This is a genomic window from Pseudoalteromonas sp. SR45-6 (genome assembly GCF_014163545.1).
GTDB classification, from domain to species: domain Bacteria; phylum Pseudomonadota; class Gammaproteobacteria; order Enterobacterales; family Alteromonadaceae; genus Pseudoalteromonas; species Pseudoalteromonas rhizosphaerae.
In genome coordinates, this window is the sequence record NZ_JACJDM010000041.1 from 1 (window position 1) to 18,639 (window position 18,639).

Here is an 18,639-nt window from a genome sequence, read left to right on the forward strand (position 1 = left end):
CGTTTTGGACCCACCTGACCCCATGCCGAACTCAGTAGTGAAACGAAACAGCGCCGATGATAGTGTAGCATTTGCTATGTGAAAGTAGGACATTGCCAGGCTCCAAATTGAGAAAGCCGCTTCAGGAATGAAGCGGCTTTTTTATGTCTGTAGGAAAGCTAATGGCTTCGAGCCGTCAGTGTTAACCTTTGACATGCGTGCGCCATTTTTAATCTTGAGAAACTAGCGCCCTTTAAAAGGGACTGCTACCTAGAAAATACACTCCTAAAACAACCCATATTCTGCTGTTTCCTCAGCATGTTGATGCATTAAGTGATCAGGTCTAAAGATTGCACTTGGGTCTATGAGTACGCTATGTTTATGCTCAAGTTTTATTAATCCTCGCATCATATTTTTGGTCTGCGGGTCAATGTCAAAACCTACATCTGTTAGCTTATCTAAAGGCTTGATATCTTCTTTTTTATAACTGATATTATCCTCGACTTTATCAACAAGTAGTCCTATATGTGGGTTTCTACCATCTTTTGTGGTAAAAATGATGATTGGCTTATAATCTAAAATAATTTGTTCTTTGGCTGATTCGAACAGTCTAATTAATTGCATAAAATTGCTGTTTCGCTCAATGTTTAGGTCAATAAGAGCTTGCTTTGGATTACCTTTTTTTACTAGTTCAATTAGCTTATTAGCACGACTATACAAGCGTGAATGAGGGATCTTAAATCGTTCTATAATCGCTTTAAGATCTTCATTTTCGGTTTTAAAGCTGCTGTACCATTTTGCAAAATTAGATTGCTGAATGTCAGTGTTGTGATTAAAGGACTGATTTTGGCTAATACTATTTTCAAGTGCGAAAAACCATTCGTGTTGTTTTTGTTCCCACTCACTAAATAAATTCACTAATGATAAGTTGGTATCTTGTGTTGATTGTTTGTTGAGAATAATACCTAGATCAAATATTGGAGTGGGGGTTTCCATATAGTCTTTAACACCAATAAAACTTTTATTATCGTTAGGTAATGAGGTTAAATTATCTTCAAAGCGTTCAGTTAAAAGTATGTCGAGAATTTTTAATGAAATTGTTTTCTGGCCTACTCTAAAATTAATTAAGTCCATAGTGTCCTCACCTCCTAAATATATAACTTAATAATAGAACATTATTTAGAAAGCGCAGCTATTTTGTTAAAACACAGAGCGATAGATAATATGCTTATTTTTATCAGTTTTATTGACGAATAACGCGTTAACTTGTTTATCTTCACTGAAAATAATATTTAGGCGCTGCATTAAGCAATCATGTTGCAGTGGTTGCGGGCAGCGTTGTGCTGCGGCGCTAAACACCATTGCATTGATATAGCCTTCAAAGTGCAGACGATTAGGTGTGTTAATTTGCGCTGCAGCCATATCTTTTAAGAATTCAGTGCACCAATAGGCGTCACATTTATTAGGGTTAGGGACTACTTCGGTCGCCATAAGTTTACTGGAGTATTTTAGGCGAGCAAATAAGTCATTGCTTGAGGCAAAAGATATGCTGGTGTAGTCAGGCATAAACTGTTGTTCATGGGCACTATTTATAAATTCAGATAATGGTTTGTATGTACCTACTAAGCAAATGGCTGTAGCACCACTGGCTTTTAGTATTTCTAAGGCGCTCATTATCTCATTACTGTTTCGTTGATAGCGCGCGACTTTAACTGGCTTTAGATTGTGTTTGGCGAGCGATTCTCGCAATCCAGATTCTACTACAAGACCAAATTCATCTGCTTGAATTAAAAATCCAATACGTGTGTGATTGTTTTCTTCGACTAGGTATTTTATTTGCTCGTCAGCTTCATCATCGTAGCTAGCTCTTATGTTGAATACATTAATTGTTGGCTGATAATGCAAAAATTTAGCGCCGCTGTAAGGCATTAAATATGGAATTTGCAGTTGTTCAAGGATTGGTAAAACAGCAAAGCTTGTTGGAGTTCCCATTGCACCGAATAGCGCATCTACTTTGTCTCGATAAATAAAGTGACGAGTATTACTTACTGCGCGTTTTGGTTCATAGCCATCGTCGGCGACTATTAATTCTACGTGTGCTCCATTGATACCTCCGTTTTTATTTAGCTTGTTAAAATAGATATTACTACCTAGGTAAAGTTGTTCACCAATTTGTTTGGCAGGTCCTGTTAACGCGGTAGACATGCCTAATTTTATCGCTGGCTTGTTCTCGGCATAGGCGAAATTGCTATGTGAAAATAAAAAGAAGAAAAGAACGCTAAGGTAATTTTTTAAGTAAGTATTGTTCATACCAATTAGTAACAGCCTGTTTGAATAGTTTATCGAGTGATTTTTTACCACGGATCTGTAAAACTATTTGTGCCTTTTGTGATGACCAGTTTTGTAATATTAGTCTAATAAAAAGACATTTGGTATTTTCATCGCAATTAGATAAGCTGCTTGGTGTGCACCAAAGTGTCCGCCATAATAAAGGTTTGATGGTAAAAATTTGGTAATCTGTTGTTAGTAATGCAGCTAGACGTGTATCTTGGATGTTATCAGCGTTATGTTGAGCACAGTCACGCAGTACTTGTTCGACTAATTGTTGATCTAACTGATTGAAATGATCAAGTAGTTGCAATGCAAAGTCTGATTGAAAATCAGTTTTCAGATTTTTAATTAGCGAGCTGCGATCAGTTAAACTTTTAGCCACAAGAGCTGCATGTTCTGCAGTCGCTTTATCTTGCATAAAGCCTAGTTTAACTAAACTAAACCCCGCCATTTGCCAAAACTTGAGTAGGCTCGCATTAGCGCCAAAGCTGGCTCCAAACCAGTCACAGCTCGATGCTAGTTGCCGTTCACAATGAGCAATAAGTTGTGAGCCAATACATTTACTATGCTGTGATGGAGCTACAGCAATGCGCACAACACGAGCACACAACCTTGTTAGTACGTCAGCATTAGCACTTAACTGTGCTAATGTTTGCGCCATCAAATGCCCCTGTGGGCGACGTTGACCACTAACAACCTGTTGACTCAAGTCTGCGGTTAAACCGCCTTCAATCGCAATTAGGCATACTGCAATAATAACGCCTTGTTGCTGACATACAAAGATGCGTTGCTCTGTCGCGTCGAGTAAGTGGCGCAAGTCATTCACGCTAGTTTGATAATGCGCTAATGCTAATAGCCCAATGACTTGACGCAGTAGTGCTTCATTTTCAGCAAGGTGTTGGGGAGTCAGTTCAGAATAGAGCAGAGCGCTGGGGTCTAGTGTAATATCTTGATAATCGGCATCAAGTGCTAACAAATTACAAATATGCTGTTCTAGCGGATCATTCGCTGCGAAGCGAATTGGTTGCTCTAGAGTAACACTATGCATATTTTTATAATGTTGCTCTAGGTAACGTTTGAATTTTAAAGTATACCCGCGGCCATTCCCTTCATAACCTACCATAGTGCTGGCAAATATAATGCGGGGATAATGCGTGAGCATTTTAATTAATAATGGTACTGGGATCGCAGCAGCTTCATCAACCAGCAATACATCACAGTCAGGTAGTTCATTTAGTAATTGATCGGGTGCGATATAATGCAAGTTGGCGAGTTGTTTATCCCGAGTTTGATAGCTTAATCCTCGTGCTGCGGCAAAGTGTTTAAAACAGCTGTGTAGGGCGTTAAACTGCTGTGCACAAATGAGTATTTTTTTATCGTTAAGTGTTGCAGCAGCAAGCCCTAAAGCCGCCGATTTTCCACGGCCACGATCGGCGCTGATCAATAAAGGGCGATTGGCTCTACCGTTGGCAGTTCTAATGATTTGCTCGATGCAAAATTGCTGTTCAGTTAGGTTTATTTTACCTGCTAGCTGGCTTGTTTCTGGTAACGTTTGCCAGCCTGATTGTTGGCTGAGGTGCAGATACAAATTACTCTGGAGTAAGCGTGCCAAGCGTTGGTTAAAATAACTCTGCTGTTGTTGTTGAGCAAATGATTGAAAGGCGGTCAGTGCTGGGTCACACCAATAGTGTAAATCATCAAGTTCTGGCAACAATACAATAAATAAACCGCCAGCCTGAACAGTGCCACTAAGAGCGGCAAATTTGTCTGGCACTAAGCCACTAAAACCGTCATAAATAACATGCTGAAATTCTTGGCCAAGAATTTGATGAGTATGTTCAGGCCAGCTACTGTCAGTGAGTTCGCCACTAGTTGATAATACCTTAACAAGCGGATGGCAAAGTTGCTTGAGTAACTCATTAGCCTGTTGATAACACCAGTTTTGTTCGCCAGTAATGAGTAGCAATTGCCTATGTTTAGCATAGGCAATTTGCGGTAGGATATTACTTATTAACGAGTTAAATGGCTTGTAGTCGTGCATAAACAGTTACTAACCACTTACTACCAAAGTCATCAAAATTCACTTGTACGCGAGATTGAGCGCCACTGCCTTCGTAATTAATAACCGTTCCCATACCAAATTTTGCATGTAATACGTGTTGTCCTAAGCTAAAGCCACTTTCTTCAAATACGGCATGACTAACTGATGAGCTAAATCGTCCTGCTGCGGGTGGTCGCGATACTTGAGTTTTAATACGAATTTCTTCAATACAATCTTCAGGCATTTCACGTAAAAAGCGTGATGGACTGTGGTACTTTTCTTGACCATAAAGACGGCGGCTCTCGGCATGGCTAATATAGAGTTTTTCCATCGCACGAGTCATCCCGACATAACAAAGACGACGCTCTTCTTCTAACCGACCTGATTCTTCATTACTTTGTTGAGATGGGAACATGCCTTCTTCAACACCAACCATAAATACGAGTGGAAACTCTAAGCCTTTCGCTGAGTGCAACGTCATCATTTGCACTGCATCTTCATGTTCTTCAGCTTGGCCATCACCTGATTCCAGTGAGGTATAAGCCAAGAATCCTTGCAGTGGTGAGCTAAACTCTTCATCTTCCGGGAGTTCGTATTGGCCACAGGCGCTGATCAGCTCTTCTAAGTTTTCTACCCGAGCGCGGCCCTTTTCGCCTTTTTCTGCTTGATACATCGCCATTAAACCAGATGTTTGAATAGCGTATTTCGCTTGCTCTTCTAAAGTGAGATCACCAATTTTATCTTCAATATGTTCTACCAGTTCAACAAACTTAGTAACAACCGTCGCCGCACGTCCTGATAAATGTTGTTGTTCTACGATGGCTTTGGCGGCGTACCATAATGGTAATGATTCGCTACGCGCACAATCGCGAATATGGCTTAAGGTCTTATCGCCAATGCCACGAGCAGGAGTGTTAATCACTCGCTCAAATGCAGCATCATCCTGACGATTACCTACGAGCCGTAAATATGCCAGTGCATCTTTAATTTCCTGACGTTCAAAGAAGCGCATACCGCCGTAAATTCGGTACTTCAAGCCTTCTTGTAACATCGCTTCTTCAAGTACCCGCGATTGCGCGTTACTACGATATAAAATCGCCGCATCTTGTAGGGCATTACCAGCGTTTAACCAGCTGCGTAATTTGCTGCTTACAAAGCGCGCTTCGTCTAATTCGTTAAAAGCGGCATAAACAGAAATAGGTTCACCATCATTGCCATCAGTCCAGAGGCTTTTACCCATTCGGTCTGAGTTATTTTGAATAAGTGCATTAGACGCTTTTAGAATCGTGGCAGTAGAGCGATAGTTTTGTTCAAGGCGAATAGTTTCGGCTTTAAAATCGGTCAAAAAGCGCTTAATGTTTTCAATTTTAGCACCACGCCAACCGTAAATACTTTGGTCATCATCACCTACGATCATGATGCTGTTGGTATCGCCGGCTAATAATTTAAGCCATGCATATTGAATGGTGTTGGTATCTTGAAACTCGTCTACTAGCATATGGGCAAAACGTTGCTGGTAGTGACGTAGTAAGGTTGGATTATTTTTTAGTACTTCAAAACTACGTAATAAGATTTCGGCAAAATCAACTAATCCTGCTCGATCACATGCTTCTTGATAAGCGGTGTAAACTTTAAGCATCATTTGTTCGTTGATGTCGTAAGCTTGGATATCTTTGGGGCGCAGACCTTCATCTTTCTTGGCGCTGATATACCAGCCAAACTGTTTTGCAGGCCATTTTTTGTCATCAATATTCATGGCTTTTAATAAGCGTTTGATCATTCTAAGTTGATCATCAGAGTCTAAAATTTGAAACGCTTCTGGTAAGTTTGCTTCGCGATGGTGGGCGCGCAAAATACGGTGTGATAAGCCATGGAAAGTACCAATCCACATACCACCTACTGGTGCTTGAAGGGCTTGTTCAACGCGCGTGCGCATTTCTTTAGCTGCTTTATTGGTAAAGGTTACTGCAAAAATACTATAAGCGGAGGCTTGCTCAACCTGCATTAACCATGCGATACGATGAACGAGTACTCGAGTTTTCCCAGAGCCTGCGCCAGCAAGCACCAGCATATTTTGGAGTGGGGCTGCAACTGCATCCCGTTGTTTATCATTTAAACCGTCGAGTAATTCTGAAACGTCCATCATCACGCCTTTTCAATCAATATTAAAAGCAGTATAACAGGTGTTTTTGTTAGGCTAAATAAAATACTGTTTTTATAACCAGTTAATTTAATACATAGTCTAAAGGCTTTAAAAACTTAATGATTCATTTATAGTCATTTTTTAGCTAAGCTAGATCAATGGTGTGAAGTGATATCGCCAATTTGACTTATATTTAGTAAAAATCACGATTTTAGCTAGTTCTTCGTATTACCGTTGATTTTAACATATTGATTTTTAATAACTAAATAATTGGCATGAAGAATGTAAGTAGATAAGAATAAAATTAAATTAATAATTGAGGTTAACATGGCAGAGCAAGGTTCAGGCGGTAATGTTATCGCAGCGATTTGTAATATATTTTTCCCAGGTTTAGGGCAGTTAGTTCAAGGCCGGATCATGGCGGCAATTGGTTTCTTCCTAGCGTGGGTTATTAGTGGCGCGCTTATTTATGTTGCGATTGGTTTTATATTACTGCCGATCGTCTATATTTGGGCAATCATTGATGCCGCGCGGTTTAGATCTTATCGGTAGCTGTATCACTTTAAAGAATAGCGCTTTTTAGCGCTATTTTTGTATCTGGCTTTATTTATTCATAGCTGACTAGGGTATAATCCCGATCATTAGTTGTATTTAGGGAACCTTATGGAATACCAGTTTATACGTGATCCAATCAGTGGCTTACGTATCAAAATTAGCAGTGAACATGCTGTTATTGGCCGTTGGCTTAATGAAGAAATCGGTAAAGATAAAATCGCCATGGTGCAGGCTTTAATCGCCTCAGTTGCTAGAAGTTTCGAGCCGCTGACACTGCAAGGTCAAGAAATTGATTTGATTTTAAATAAAGATGAAGCCATTTTTGAAGCCCATGCCTTGCATCAAGACTCTGAAGATTTATTTGCTTATCAAGACGATGAACTGATGCTTGAAGAAAATGGTTTAAGTAGCGGCTGTGGTTTTGAAGATTTTGTAGACCTGATTAATTCATGGCAAGAATTTACTACAGGCAGGTAGCCGTCAGTTTTCAGTTAGCAAAATATCCTCGGGTGCCGCGTAATGAAATGCCCTTAGCTATATTGGCAATATTTGTGTTAGCGACCTCTGCGTATTAACCACAATCAGTACGTAGAATCGATTTCATCGAAGAGTATTTATCTGTATTATTACGGCAATTAAAATAGTAACTGGAAGAGATATGTCTGCCAATTTAAACAAACTAGTGGTGATGCTAGAAATGCAAAATGCCATGAACACCAAAGTTCATGATCAATGGTTTAGCCAAGGCTTTGAATGGTATCGCGCTATTTGGGTTGAATGCGCTGAAATGCTTGATCATTACGGTTGGAAATGGTGGAAAAAGCAAACTCCAGATACCGAGCAAGTTATTTTAGAATTGGTTGATATTTTTCACTTCGGTTTATCGTTACGCATTGATGGTGAGACCAGTTATTTAGAGCTTGCTAAGCAGTTGGAACAACAGTTAAGTGCACCGCAACAAGCTGATGATTTCAAACAAACGTTAGAAATTCTCGCCGCGTCAGCCGTCGCTGAGAAAACCTTTAACGCCGCAGCCTTCGCTGGATGTATGGCGCAAATAGGTATGGATATTGATGATTTATATCGAGGCTATGTAGGTAAAAATACGCTTAATTTTTTCCGCCAAGATCATGGTTATAAAGATGGTAGCTACATTAAAGAATGGCATGGCAAAGAAGATAACGAGCATTTAGTTGAGGTCGTTAAAAGCCTGAATACGGAACATGCTGATTTTGCAAAGCTTGTATATCAAGGCTTAGAGGCTCGCTACCCTAAAAATTAAGGCAGCATGTCACGAAAATCAGTGACGCTCAAATAGTCACTGATTTCATTGTGCGGTTGTTTACTATCTGGGTTTGCAACCGCCAATAAATGGCCAATACCATATTCTTTTGCGGCGTTTAGTACCGCTAAACTGTCGTCAACGAACAGCGTACGCTGCTTATCAAAACCTAAATCGAGTTGTACTTGCTGCCATAAGCTTTGCTGCTCTTTACTCACACCATATTGATGAGTCGACACCACACCATCTAAATAGTTATCAATATTGGTTTTTTCAAACTTGAGCATGACACTTTCCGGGTGTGCGTTGGTAAGTAAAATCAACTCTTTACCCGCTTTTCGCAACGATGTTAAAAATGCTGGTACATCCTCACGCATTTTAATGAGGTGCTGATGCTGATATTTTAGCTCCATAATAGGTAAATTAAGTTGTTGTTCCCAGTAATCTAAGCAATACCATTGGATTTGACCGCTAACGGCTTGATAGCGTTTTAATATATCCGCTTGGGCTTGTGCCAAACTAATATTCTTTGCGATAGCGAGTTGCTCAGGGATCACTGTCAGCCAAAAGTGATTATCAAAATGGAGATCGAGCAAAGTGCCATCCATATCTAGCAGCACAGTATCGATTTTTGACCAATTTAACATAGGAATTTCATCTTATAGGGTTTATTATTGAACTAACTGCCATGATAGCAAATTAATGCCAATGACACAGAAAAAGCACCCAACACCACCACAAATTCTTCGCACCGAAGTTGTTGCTAAAAGCCGATTATTTACGGTGGAATCACTTGAATTAAAATTTTCAAATGACGAACAGCGTCAATACGAACGGATCCGCGGCGGTGGCCGAGGGGCTGTAATGATAGTGCCATTAACAGCTGATAATGAATTACTGTTAGTACGAGAATATTGTGCTGGCACTAATGATTATCAACTAGGCTTCCCAAAAGGCTTAATTGATCCTGGTGAAACACCAGAACAAGCAGCAAACCGAGAATTAAAAGAAGAAGTTGGCTTTGGTGCTGAGCAACTTCAGCCACTTAAAGTGGTTTCAATGGCACCCAGTTACTTTAATGCGACTATGCACATATTGTTTGCGCAACAACTTTATCCGCAAACTTTAGTTGGGGACGAGCCAGAACCATTAGTGGTTGTTAAGTGGCCATTAACCGATTGGCAGTCATTATTACAACAATCAGACTTCACCGAAGCACGAAGCGTTGCAGCTTTGCTATTATTAACTAAGCATTTAGAATCAGGAGCTGCGAATGATTGAATTACTTGAGCCATGTATTGAGCTTGCGCAAAGCGCTGGTGCTGCGATTATGGCTATTTACAAGAAAGATGATATTGGCCAGCAAGAAAAGTCAGATCACACACCTGTCACTAAAGCCGATTTAGCCGCTAACGATGTGTTAGTTGCTGGATTAAAAGCACTAGCGCCAGATATTCCTATTATGTCAGAAGAAACACCAATCCCTGCTTTAGCAGATAGGCAAGATTGGCAGCGCTATTGGTTACTCGATCCAATGGACGGTACCGGTGAGTTTATTTTAGAAAGCGGCGACTTTGCGGTAAATATCGCTTTGATTGAAAACAATCGCCCAGTGCTTGGGGTGATTTATTGGCCAGCGAAAGAGACAACTTATTTTGCCAGTTATCAAAATGGTGCATTTAAGCGTGTTGATGGCGTAGAGCAGCAGATCAATGTTGCCACTCCAGATAACTTAACTTTGGCTGTTAGTCGTCGTCAAAAAATTGAAGCTGTTAGTCAATACTTGAACGCGCAGTTTACAACAGTTGCTGTAGGTTCATGCTCTTTAAAAGCATGTATTGTTGCTGAGGGTAAAGCTGACTGTTTTTTACGGATAGGGCCAACAGGTGAGTGGGATACGGGAGCATCGCAAATAATTGTTGAAGAAGCAGGTGGCTGTATTACTGATGCTGAATTTAATCCATTAACCTACAATCAGCGTGAGAGTACAGAGAACCCTGACTTTATAGTGATGGGTCACCCTGATTGGGAGTGGCAAAAAATGATCAGTCCACACCAAAGAGCGCTTTAATCACTCTGTTTGTTTGCTTTTTGTTCGGTTGAACAGCTTTAAGCAGTTTAACTGTTGCATTATAATATGATTCCTATACTATAGCGCTCTCTTCGAAACAGGCTCGCAAATAACGCGAAACCGTTGAAAAAGAAATTACAGGCGCGGGATGGAGCAGCCTGGTAGCTCGTCGGGCTCATAACCCGAAGGTCGTCGGTTCAAATCCGGCTCCCGCAACCAATTTTCTTAAATGATTTGGTGCATTGGAAGTTTTAAAAGGTCGTCGGTTCACTCTTCACCTTTCACAGCTCCCGCAACCAATTCTTTTAAAGAAGCGGTTACTGTAAACTCTTGGTGAGAGTTAAAAATCACTAGTCGATAGACTTAAAATATACAGGCGCGGGATGGAGCAGCCTGGTAGCTCGTCGGGCTCATAACCCGAAGGTCGTCGGTTCAAATCCGGCTCCCGCAACCAATTCTTTAGTGAGTTGGCTGACTTCTTTAATTAAGTAAGAAGTAAAATAACACTTAATATTTCAGGCGCGGGATGGAGCAGCCTGGTAGCTCGTCGGGCTCATAACCCGAAGGTCGTCGGTTCAAATCCGGCTCCCGCAACCAACTGAAATTACAATTACAATTTAGAATATTAAACAGACACGCCTAAAGCGTGTTTTTTTATGCCTGAAACTCAGTGAAATAAATAGCTCGTCGGTCTCAGCTCTACATTAGCCAGCAAAGGCCATCTATTTAAATCCGGCTCCCGCAACCACTGAAATCAAGTAATAATGAATCGACACTCTTAAAATGAGTGTTTTTTTATGTCTAAAATTCAGTGAGTGCGAAAATTGGGCTACTCATAACCCGAAGGTCGTCGGTTCGTTCTTCATAAACTCAGGCTCCCGCAACAACTGAAGTAAAGTACGACAAATTAAATAGGTATTGTTGATGAGTGCTTTTTCATGGCAGTATTTTGATAGAACCTAGAGCTTTGGCTATTTCCAAAGATCAGGATCTTCTTCTGGACGGGAATCTTTTCTGTCTAATACCTGCGAAAAGCGATTAGCAAAGATACCTAAGTAGCCCCAAGCGGCGAAGAATAGTGCGATGGCTAAAATTACTAAGCCGATGATTTGTAAGCTGTAGTGGCTATAATAGCCGAGGGTGATTAATATCACGGCTAGCACAAACAGTGCTAAGCCGCGTAAAAAGCGCTTTAAACTGAGCTTAGGCTCTGAACCTAAGCGATATATCAGCGGCTTTAGCATGACTGCCTACTATTAATAGTAAGAATGATCGCCAGCTTTGTGATCAGTAATATCAGCAACACCGGTGATTTCATCGAACTTAGCAATCATTTCTTTTTCAATGCCTTCTTTTAGTGTGACATCGATCATAGAACAACCATTACAGCCACCGCCAAATTGAAGAACAGCAATACCTTCAGCAGTTACTTCTACAAGGCTTACTTGGCCGCCATGGTTAGCAAGCTGAGGGTTAACCTCTGTTTCTAACATGTGTTGAATACGTTCGTTAAGTCCTGCATCATCACCGATTTTACGGGCTTTAGCATTGGGGGCTTTAAGTGTTAACTGGGTGCCCATTTTATCGGTAACGAAATCGATTTCAGCTTCTTCTAAAAATGGCGCGCTTTCTGTGTCAACTACAGCATCAAAGCCGTTAAAAGGAAGACGAATATCGGTGGCTTCTACTGCATCTTCAGGGCAGTAAGATACACCACATTCCGCTTGTGATGTGCCAGGGTTAACAACAAATACGCGAATATTTGTTTTTTCAGCTTGGTCAGCTAATAATTTTGCAAAATGCGATTGTGCGGTTTCGGAAATAGAAATCATAAAACAACTATACTTGACTAAATTACTCGGATACTGGTTATCATACTCCGCTCATCGCGTTGTCGCCAGTGTTGAGCGTAAAAATTTGGCATCTATTTTAAGCAATGGTAGCGTGCAAACATTGATCATTTACTGAGTGTTTTCTATGCGTTTGATAATAACAATCTTTACACTATTGCTAAGCTTTTCTTGTTTAGCACAACCGCTTTCATATTATTTCAATGATGATGTGAAATTTGATCCAACTATTCCCACTCCAGAGCAGGTTTTAGGCTATGAAGTCGGGCAGTGGCACGTACGTCATGATCAACTCGTTCGTTATATGGAAATATTGGCACAAAAAAGTGACCGTATTAATTTTGAAGTCATTGGTCGTACCCATGAGCAGCGCCCGCTCGTTATGCTAACTATCACCGCAGCTGATAAGTTGGCGAATGTGGAGCAAACACGTAAGGCGCACTTGGCTCGTTTAGCCGATCCAGAAAAAGCCAAAGAAACCGATCAGCCAGCGGTCGTTTGGATGGGTTATAGCGTTCATGGCAATGAATCTTCTGGTAGTAATTCAGCCTTGCTAGTGGCTTATTATTTAGCTGCGGCGCAAGGTAAAGAAATTGATACGCTATTAAATAACACGGTTATTTTACTCGATCCTTCATTAAACCCCGATGGTTTAGCACGCTTTGCGAATTGGGCGAATAGTAATCGCGGTATGAACTTATCGTCTGATCCACAAACTCGGGAGCATATTGAAAGCTGGCCAAGTAGCCGTACTAACCATTACTGGTTTGATTTAAATCGTGATTGGTTGCTGCTACAACACCCTGAATCACGTGCTCGTATTGCTAAGTTTCATTACTGGAAACCCAATATTCTTACTGATTTCCATGAAATGGGTCCCAATAGCACGTTTTTCTTTCAGCCAGGTATTCCATCACGTAAGCATCCGATCACCCCTGATGAAAATGTCAGTCTCACGAAGGCAATAGGTAACTATCATGCCAAAACATTGGATGAACACAACGCGTTATATTTTACCGAAGAAAGCTTTGATGATTTTTACTATGGCAAAGGTTCAACTTATCCAGATGTAAATGGTGGTGTGGGTATTTTATTTGAGCAAGCAAGTTCTCGTGGTCATCTGCAAGAAACCATAAATGGACCGCTGAGTTTTGCATTTACGATTAAAAACCAGCTGCTTACGAGCCTATCTACATTTCAGGCTGCGATAGATAATCGCCAAGCATTACTCGATTACCAAGCTAGTTTTTACAATAATGCTATAGAGCTTGCTAATGATGAAGATTATAAAGGTTATGTAGTACAAGGCGGTGCAGATACAACACGTAGCGCACTTTTTTTAGATTTACTGAAACAGCATCAGATCAAAGCTTATCCACTTAATAAAGCAGTAAAAGCGGATGGTAAGAATTTTTCTGCGAAAAGTTATTTTGTGCCATTAGCCCAGCCGCAATATCGCTTAGTTAAAGCCATTTTTAGTGAGCAAAAGCGTTTTGTTGATAACACTTTTTATGATGTATCCGGTTGGACGTTAGCCCACGCTTTTAACTTGGAGTTTGCAGCAATCAAAAGTGGCTGGGGCTTAGACGTTAGTAAAAATGCATGGCAACAGCCTGAAAAACCACAATTTGCTGAGTTAGATGCACAGTATGCGTTTGGCTTTAAATGGGATAATTATTTAGCTCCGAAAATGCTTAATAAATTATTACAGCAAGGTGTGCAAGCTCGTGTGGCGCTCAGCCCGTTATCAGCTAAATCGCTTGCAAGTACACAGGAATTTGCTGCGGGTAGTATTATTATTCCTGCTGGGATTCAAAAAAATCCGCAATGGGTGTCGTTATTAAATAGTGCACAAAATGAGTTTGGTATTGCGATTACGCCTATTACTTCTGGCTTAACGGCAAAGGGTGTCGATTTAGGCTCGCGGACGTTAGCGGTAGTTAAAGCGCCGAAAGTATTACTCGTTGGTGGCCAAGGGACTAGTCAATATGAAGTAGGTGAAGTGTGGTATTACTTAGATCGCTTTGTTGGTGTGGCATCTACCATTGTGGAAATTGAACGTTTTGGTGATCTTGAACTTAGTGATTACAGCCACATTGTTTTGGCTCATGGAAATTACAATAAGCTTTCAGATGCTGACAAAATAGCAATTAAAACTTGGGTACGTAAAGGTGGAGTTATTTGGGGCCACAAAGGTGGGGCTAAGTTTTTAGTCGATCAACAACTATTAAAAACCAGTTATTTATCACGCCGAGATGTTGCCAGCGCCTTCAAAACGGATGGCTTAAACTATGGTGATAAAGATCATCTAGCTGGGCGTCAACGTATTGCTGGAGCGATATTTAATACTAAAGCCGATTTAACGCACCCACTTACTTTTTCATTACAGCGTGACACCTTACCAGTATTTAAAAATAGTACTTGGTTACTTGAAATGTCAGCTGCACCATTTGTAAATGTGTTGCAGTATACGCAAAAGCCATTACTAGCTGGCTTTACCGATGATGTGAATGTTGAGCAAGTAGCGGGAGCGGCTGGTTTAGTGGCACATTCGTATGGTCGTGGCAGTGTGATTGGTATGACAGATGATCCGGTATTTAGGGGCTATTGGTACGGCACCAGTCGTTTATTGAGCAATGCATTGTTTTTTGGTCACACATTTAGAGCGAATGCCGATTAATTAATTAGCTTAAGTATTAATGACCTAATGGTGTTAAGCAGGTTACAAATGCCCAAACTTGCTTAGCACCAGCCTTTTTAAGGGCGACGGTAGCAGCATTAAGAGTTGCTCCTGTGGTCATCACATCATCAATGATAGCAATTGTTTTTCCGCTCATATCGGTATTACATATAAATGCGCCATGTAAGTTTTTTACTCGTTTAGCTTTGCTAAGTGATGACTGTGCTTGGGTTTTCTTTGTACGCTGTAAACTCTGAGAATCAATATTTTCATTTACTAAACATGGCAACCAGCATTGTGATACTTGGTTAAAGCCTCGCTTTAAAAAACGCTGCTGATGTAGAGGTAAAATAATAAATAAATCTGGCCATATTTCGCTATTTTTTTTACTAACAGTCAGTTGCTGGCTAATAATTAACGACAATGCGTTTTTATAATGAATTTGGTTACTAAATTTAAGTTGCGTGAGCCAACCATCGAAAGGGGGACGATACCACGCGCAAGCGAACAGGTAATCGAATTGGCAATCAGGAAATAACTCAACCACATCTGGGCGATACAGTAAATTAGCATGTGTGGTTATATCTAATAGCGGCAAATCAGCTAAACAATGTTCGCATAAACTATGTTTGGTACGGATAATACTTTGGCATTGCACACAAAAAGAAGGAAAAAACCAATCGCCCAGCTGTTGAAAACATTGATGAAAAGCAGTCATTGCATTCATTCCCTCAAACGCTATTATGAGCGCTAAGTTTGGAGCAAGGTTATAAAAAATGCAAAATGAGCTGGTGTTATTACATGGTTGGGGGATGAATCAAGGCGTATGGCAGTTGATCTTGCCGGAGCTTCAATTTATGCATAACGATACAGTACGCAGTGTTGATTTACCCGGTTACGGTAATAATCAAGCATCGCCAAAGCCGTATACTTTGCATGCCGCTGCATTACAATTAAGCAATCAATTACAGCCAAACACTACCTTAATGGGCTGGTCTTTAGGTGGTTTATTTGCTCTTTATATTGCAAAGCACTGGCCTGAAAAAGTCGCGAAAGTGATATTAGTTGCTGCAACTCCATTGTTTGCTGAAGGCGATGATTGGCCAGGAATTAAAGCAAATGTATTAGCTGCATTTAAAGAGCAGTTAGTCACTCATCGTGAGAAAACCATCGATCGCTTTTTGGCAATACAGGCGATGGGCAGTGAAAATGCCCGAGATGATATTAAACAACTTAAACAGTTACTCAATGAATTTCCGGCTCCACAAGAGTGTGCATTAACTGCTGGTTTGGATATTTTACAGCAAGATGATTTACGCGATGCTTTTGCCTGTTGTCCAGTGCCGATCCGTGCTGTATTTGGCCGTTTAGATGCATTGGTACCGTATCGCGCAGTAACCAAAATGAAAGTTTTAAAACACGATTTTGAGTATGAAGTGATCGATAAGGCGTCACACGCACCTTTTATATCCCATAAAAAAGAGTTTTTATCTGCCGTCAAATCAATGCTTTGAAAAGTAACTTTACGGTGGTTTGAAAAACTCTGCAGTAAAGCTTTATTTTGACTGTTTTATGAGCGATAATTAACCAATATATCATTGGTGGAGGTGTTATATGCCAATCGGATCTGTGTTTAATAACGGTGTTGAAGGTTTTAATCGTGCCAGTCAGGGTATAGAGAAAGCCAGCGCAGAAATAAATCGCGCCAGCATTGAGCAACAAGACGACGCCCAGCTTGCCCAACAGCGCCAGCTGCAAGCTGCTCGTCCGGAAGAAGCGGTAACCGCTCCTGTGTCACAACCACCACGTATTGATGAAGCCTTGGTCAATTTAAAGGTCGAAGAGTTTAATGCCAAAGCCAATACGCAATCAATTCAAACCGCAGACGAAGTGCTGGGGACTTTGATTGATATTCGTGTTTAATTTGCCATGAACATTGTCACGCCATTTCCAAATATTAATATAAACACCGCAAATGTTTATACGGAAACCGCTCGGCGTGACAACCAACTTCGGGAAGTTATCCCGCCACCTGCAGCTACAAAACCGACTAATGCTGAAAACAAAGCGCTTGGTGATAATGAAAAAACTAAACAACCCGGTACAACTGATACCGGCACTTATGATGCCAAGGGTAAACTTGCCGACGAAAAAGTAATTCAAGAGCGTCAGCAGGGAGATGCAGAGCAAAACCCAGAGCAAAATGAACAGCAACAACAAGATACAGAGAAAGAAGCAAAGCAAAAAGAGCAAGTAGCTCAGCAAGAGCAACAAGACGCTGAGCAAATTAAAGAGTTAAAAGCGCGTGATATTGAAGTACGTATTCATGAGCAAGCTCACTCATCAGTTGGTGGTCAACACGCAGGTTCGCCAAGTTATGAGTACCAACGCGGACCTGATGGTACCAATTACGCTGTTGGTGGCGAAGTACAAATTGACGTTGCTGAAATAGCAGGTGACCCGCGAGCTACAATAGAGAAAATGCAAACGGTACGTGCTGCAGCTTTAGCGCCGGCAGAGCCTTCTGGTGCTGATCGTTCGATTGCTGCTGATGCCACTCAAAAGCTCGCTGCAGCGCAAGCAGAGCTTAGTAATATAGACAGTGATGATGAAAGCAGTACGCAATCAGTATCGTTCAAAGTAGATAACGAATTAACAAAGGATGAGAAAGTTGCAGCTACTGCTGAATCAGAAACCGCAACGGCTAAGCGCGATATTGAAGTTGAGCAGCGTGCAGGTCGCATTGCGCAGTTTTATCAAGCCGCCACCTCGCCTTATGGACAGTCTGGCTTTTCTGCAACCATATAGTTGCTCCCTCGTAATATGTGTTTCCTCAATTTAAATCCAAATAAATCATTTTTTAAGTGTGGTTATTCACATTTATTTACCTAAAGATGTATGCACTTAATTGTGAAACATTACTGTAACTGCTATTTTCCCTACGATTTTTAGTATGGAAGACAATTAAATGAAATATGCAGTAATCGCAGGTGCTTTATCACTTTTTTCAATAACAGCGGTGGCGAATGAAACGGCTGGCTTAAGTTATGACTATGTCGAAGTTGGCTATGCAAAAATGGACGTAGATGGCTTGGATGAACTTAGCTTTGATGGCTATGCAGTTAAGCTTAGCAAGCAAGTAAGTAGTAATTGGTATCTAACCGGTTTATATGCAAGCACATCAGATGATCTGTCAAATAGTGTCTCTGAGGATTATCGTGATATCTTTCAAAACGGTGAGTATGTCGGAACGTCACAGTTATACACTGAAGGAAAGCTAGACGCTGAATTTACTAGATTAGAGCTCAGTGCGGGTTATATTCAACGTTTATCTGCAGTTACCAATTTAGATTACAGTATCAATCTAGGTAGACTGAAGTACAGCACTGACTTCATAAACCTCGTCGAAGAAAGGTTTAATGGCCAAGTATTCTCATCGTCAGAATCAGGTTACTCGGACTCAGATAGTGCTGATATCCTCTCTGCTAATGTGCAAGTTAGGCATTTAGTCACGGATAAATTTGAAGTCAACGCGGGACTTGGCTACGAGCGTTTACATGATGAAGAAAGTGACAATAACGTTGTTTTAAAAGCGGGTTTTAATTATACCTTGACTGAAAAAGCAATTTTAGGTGCTTCATACCGTTACGTTGATGAGTACGCAGACATTGCAGTGACGTTACGCTTTTACTTTTAATCTTGAAATA

18 protein-coding genes, 3 tRNA genes and 1 rRNA gene are annotated in these 18,639 nt (G+C 40.8%); 14 read left to right on the top strand and 8 right to left on the bottom strand.

Features of this window, described 5'->3' with window-relative positions:
• A 5S ribosomal RNA gene (gene rrf / locus H5158_RS16065) occupies positions 1-101 on the top strand; the annotation flags it as partial.
• Between the two features lie 163 nt (positions 102-264).
• Here rrf and H5158_RS16070 read toward each other — a convergent pair.
• The 4 genes from H5158_RS16070 to uvrD form a co-directional block, all read right to left on the bottom strand.
• Positions 265-1,113, bottom strand: a complete 849-nt coding sequence (locus tag H5158_RS16070; RefSeq protein WP_182740424.1) for a chemotaxis protein — start codon at positions 1,111-1,113, stop codon at positions 265-267.
• A gap of 66 nt (positions 1,114-1,179) precedes the next feature.
• The gene (locus H5158_RS16075; RefSeq protein WP_259398841.1) at positions 1,180-2,184 is read right to left on the bottom strand and encodes an ABC transporter substrate-binding protein; all 1,005 of its coding nucleotides are present in this window, start codon (positions 2,182-2,184) and stop codon (positions 1,180-1,182) included.
• Between the two features lie 73 nt (positions 2,185-2,257).
• Entirely contained in the window at positions 2,258-4,351 is a 2,094-nt protein-coding gene (locus H5158_RS16080; RefSeq protein WP_182740426.1) for a GNAT family N-acetyltransferase, read from the bottom strand.
• Entirely contained in the window at positions 4,329-6,494 is a 2,166-nt protein-coding gene (gene uvrD, locus H5158_RS16085; RefSeq protein ID WP_145242582.1) for a DNA helicase II, read from the bottom strand. Before uvrD ends, H5158_RS16080 begins: the two co-directional genes overlap by 23 nt.
• A 327-nt stretch (positions 6,495-6,821) precedes the next feature.
• Between uvrD and H5158_RS16090 the strand changes: the two genes are divergently transcribed.
• The 3 genes from H5158_RS16090 to H5158_RS16100 all read left to right on the top strand — a co-directional run bounded on the left by H5158_RS16090 (position 6,822) and on the right by H5158_RS16100 (position 8,331).
• Positions 6,822-7,046 carry a hypothetical protein gene (locus H5158_RS16090; protein ID WP_145242571.1) on the top strand — a complete coding sequence of 75 codons (225 nt, stop codon included), beginning with the start codon at positions 6,822-6,824 and terminating at the stop codon, positions 7,044-7,046.
• A gap of 111 nt (positions 7,047-7,157) precedes the next feature.
• The gene (locus tag H5158_RS16095) at positions 7,158-7,526 is read left to right on the top strand and encodes a YacL family protein (protein ID WP_182719089.1); all 369 of its coding nucleotides are present in this window, start codon (positions 7,158-7,160) and stop codon (positions 7,524-7,526) included.
• A gap of 181 nt (positions 7,527-7,707) precedes the next feature.
• Complete coding sequence (locus tag H5158_RS16100) at positions 7,708-8,331, top strand: dUTP diphosphatase (RefSeq protein ID WP_149983053.1); 624 nt, start codon at positions 7,708-7,710, stop codon at positions 8,329-8,331.
• On the opposite strand, the gene yrfG is transcribed toward H5158_RS16100, so the two are convergent.
• Positions 8,328-8,978 (bottom strand): GMP/IMP nucleotidase, encoded by a 651-nt coding sequence (gene yrfG, locus H5158_RS16105; RefSeq protein WP_145242565.1) that lies wholly within the window; start codon positions 8,976-8,978, stop codon positions 8,328-8,330. The two genes, H5158_RS16100 and yrfG, sit on opposite strands and share 4 nt — an antisense overlap.
• 61 nt (positions 8,979-9,039) lie before the next feature.
• Between yrfG and nudE the strand changes: the two genes are divergently transcribed.
• From nudE to H5158_RS16130, 5 genes are all read left to right on the top strand, one after another.
• Positions 9,040-9,612, top strand: a complete 573-nt coding sequence (nudE, locus tag H5158_RS16110; protein ID WP_179959231.1) for an ADP compounds hydrolase NudE — start codon at positions 9,040-9,042, stop codon at positions 9,610-9,612.
• Positions 9,605-10,402 carry a 3'(2'),5'-bisphosphate nucleotidase CysQ gene (gene cysQ / locus H5158_RS16115; RefSeq protein WP_145242561.1) on the top strand — a complete coding sequence of 266 codons (798 nt, stop codon included), beginning with the start codon at positions 9,605-9,607 and terminating at the stop codon, positions 10,400-10,402. Before nudE ends, cysQ begins: the two co-directional genes overlap by 8 nt.
• A gap of 142 nt (positions 10,403-10,544) precedes the next feature.
• A tRNA-Met gene (locus tag H5158_RS16120) sits at positions 10,545-10,621 on the top strand.
• A gap of 158 nt (positions 10,622-10,779) precedes the next feature.
• Positions 10,780-10,856: transfer RNA gene (locus H5158_RS16125), tRNA-Met, on the top strand.
• A gap of 66 nt (positions 10,857-10,922) precedes the next feature.
• Positions 10,923-10,999: transfer RNA gene (locus H5158_RS16130), tRNA-Met, on the top strand.
• A gap of 374 nt (positions 11,000-11,373) precedes the next feature.
• On the opposite strand, the gene H5158_RS16135 is transcribed toward H5158_RS16130, so the two are convergent.
• Positions 11,374-11,646: a hypothetical protein gene (locus H5158_RS16135; protein WP_145242551.1), complete on the bottom strand. Its 273-nt coding sequence runs from the start codon at positions 11,644-11,646 to the stop codon at positions 11,374-11,376.
• A gap of 12 nt (positions 11,647-11,658) precedes the next feature.
• Positions 11,659-12,234, bottom strand: a complete 576-nt coding sequence (gene nfuA / locus H5158_RS16140; protein ID WP_145242549.1) for a Fe-S biogenesis protein NfuA — start codon at positions 12,232-12,234, stop codon at positions 11,659-11,661.
• A 145-nt stretch (positions 12,235-12,379) separates the two neighbouring features.
• Here nfuA and H5158_RS16145 point away from each other — a divergent pair, with 145 nt between their 5' ends.
• Positions 12,380-14,932 (top strand): M14 metallopeptidase family protein, encoded by a 2,553-nt coding sequence (locus H5158_RS16145; RefSeq protein WP_182719090.1) that lies wholly within the window; start codon positions 12,380-12,382, stop codon positions 14,930-14,932.
• Positions 14,933-14,948: 16 nt separating this feature from the next.
• Here H5158_RS16145 and H5158_RS16150 read toward each other — a convergent pair whose 3' ends face one another.
• Complete coding sequence (locus H5158_RS16150; protein ID WP_182719106.1) at positions 14,949-15,650, bottom strand: ComF family protein; 702 nt, start codon at positions 15,648-15,650, stop codon at positions 14,949-14,951.
• A 58-nt stretch (positions 15,651-15,708) separates the two neighbouring features.
• Here H5158_RS16150 and bioH point away from each other — a divergent pair, with 58 nt between their 5' ends.
• The 4 genes from bioH to H5158_RS16170 all read left to right on the top strand — a co-directional run bounded on the left by bioH (position 15,709) and on the right by H5158_RS16170 (position 18,629).
• Entirely contained in the window at positions 15,709-16,446 is a 738-nt protein-coding gene (gene bioH, locus H5158_RS16155; protein WP_182719091.1) for a pimeloyl-ACP methyl ester esterase BioH, read from the top strand.
• A 100-nt stretch (positions 16,447-16,546) separates the two neighbouring features.
• Positions 16,547-16,855 carry a hypothetical protein gene (locus H5158_RS16160; protein WP_145242541.1) on the top strand — a complete coding sequence of 103 codons (309 nt, stop codon included), beginning with the start codon at positions 16,547-16,549 and terminating at the stop codon, positions 16,853-16,855.
• Between the two features lie 6 nt (positions 16,856-16,861).
• Entirely contained in the window at positions 16,862-17,740 is an 879-nt protein-coding gene (locus H5158_RS16165) for a putative metalloprotease CJM1_0395 family protein (RefSeq protein WP_182740427.1), read from the top strand.
• A 160-nt stretch (positions 17,741-17,900) separates the two neighbouring features.
• On the top strand, positions 17,901-18,629 hold the full coding sequence (locus H5158_RS16170) for a hypothetical protein (protein WP_182719094.1): 729 nt from the start codon (positions 17,901-17,903) through the stop codon (positions 18,627-18,629).
• Positions 18,630-18,639: the final 10 nt, after the last annotated feature.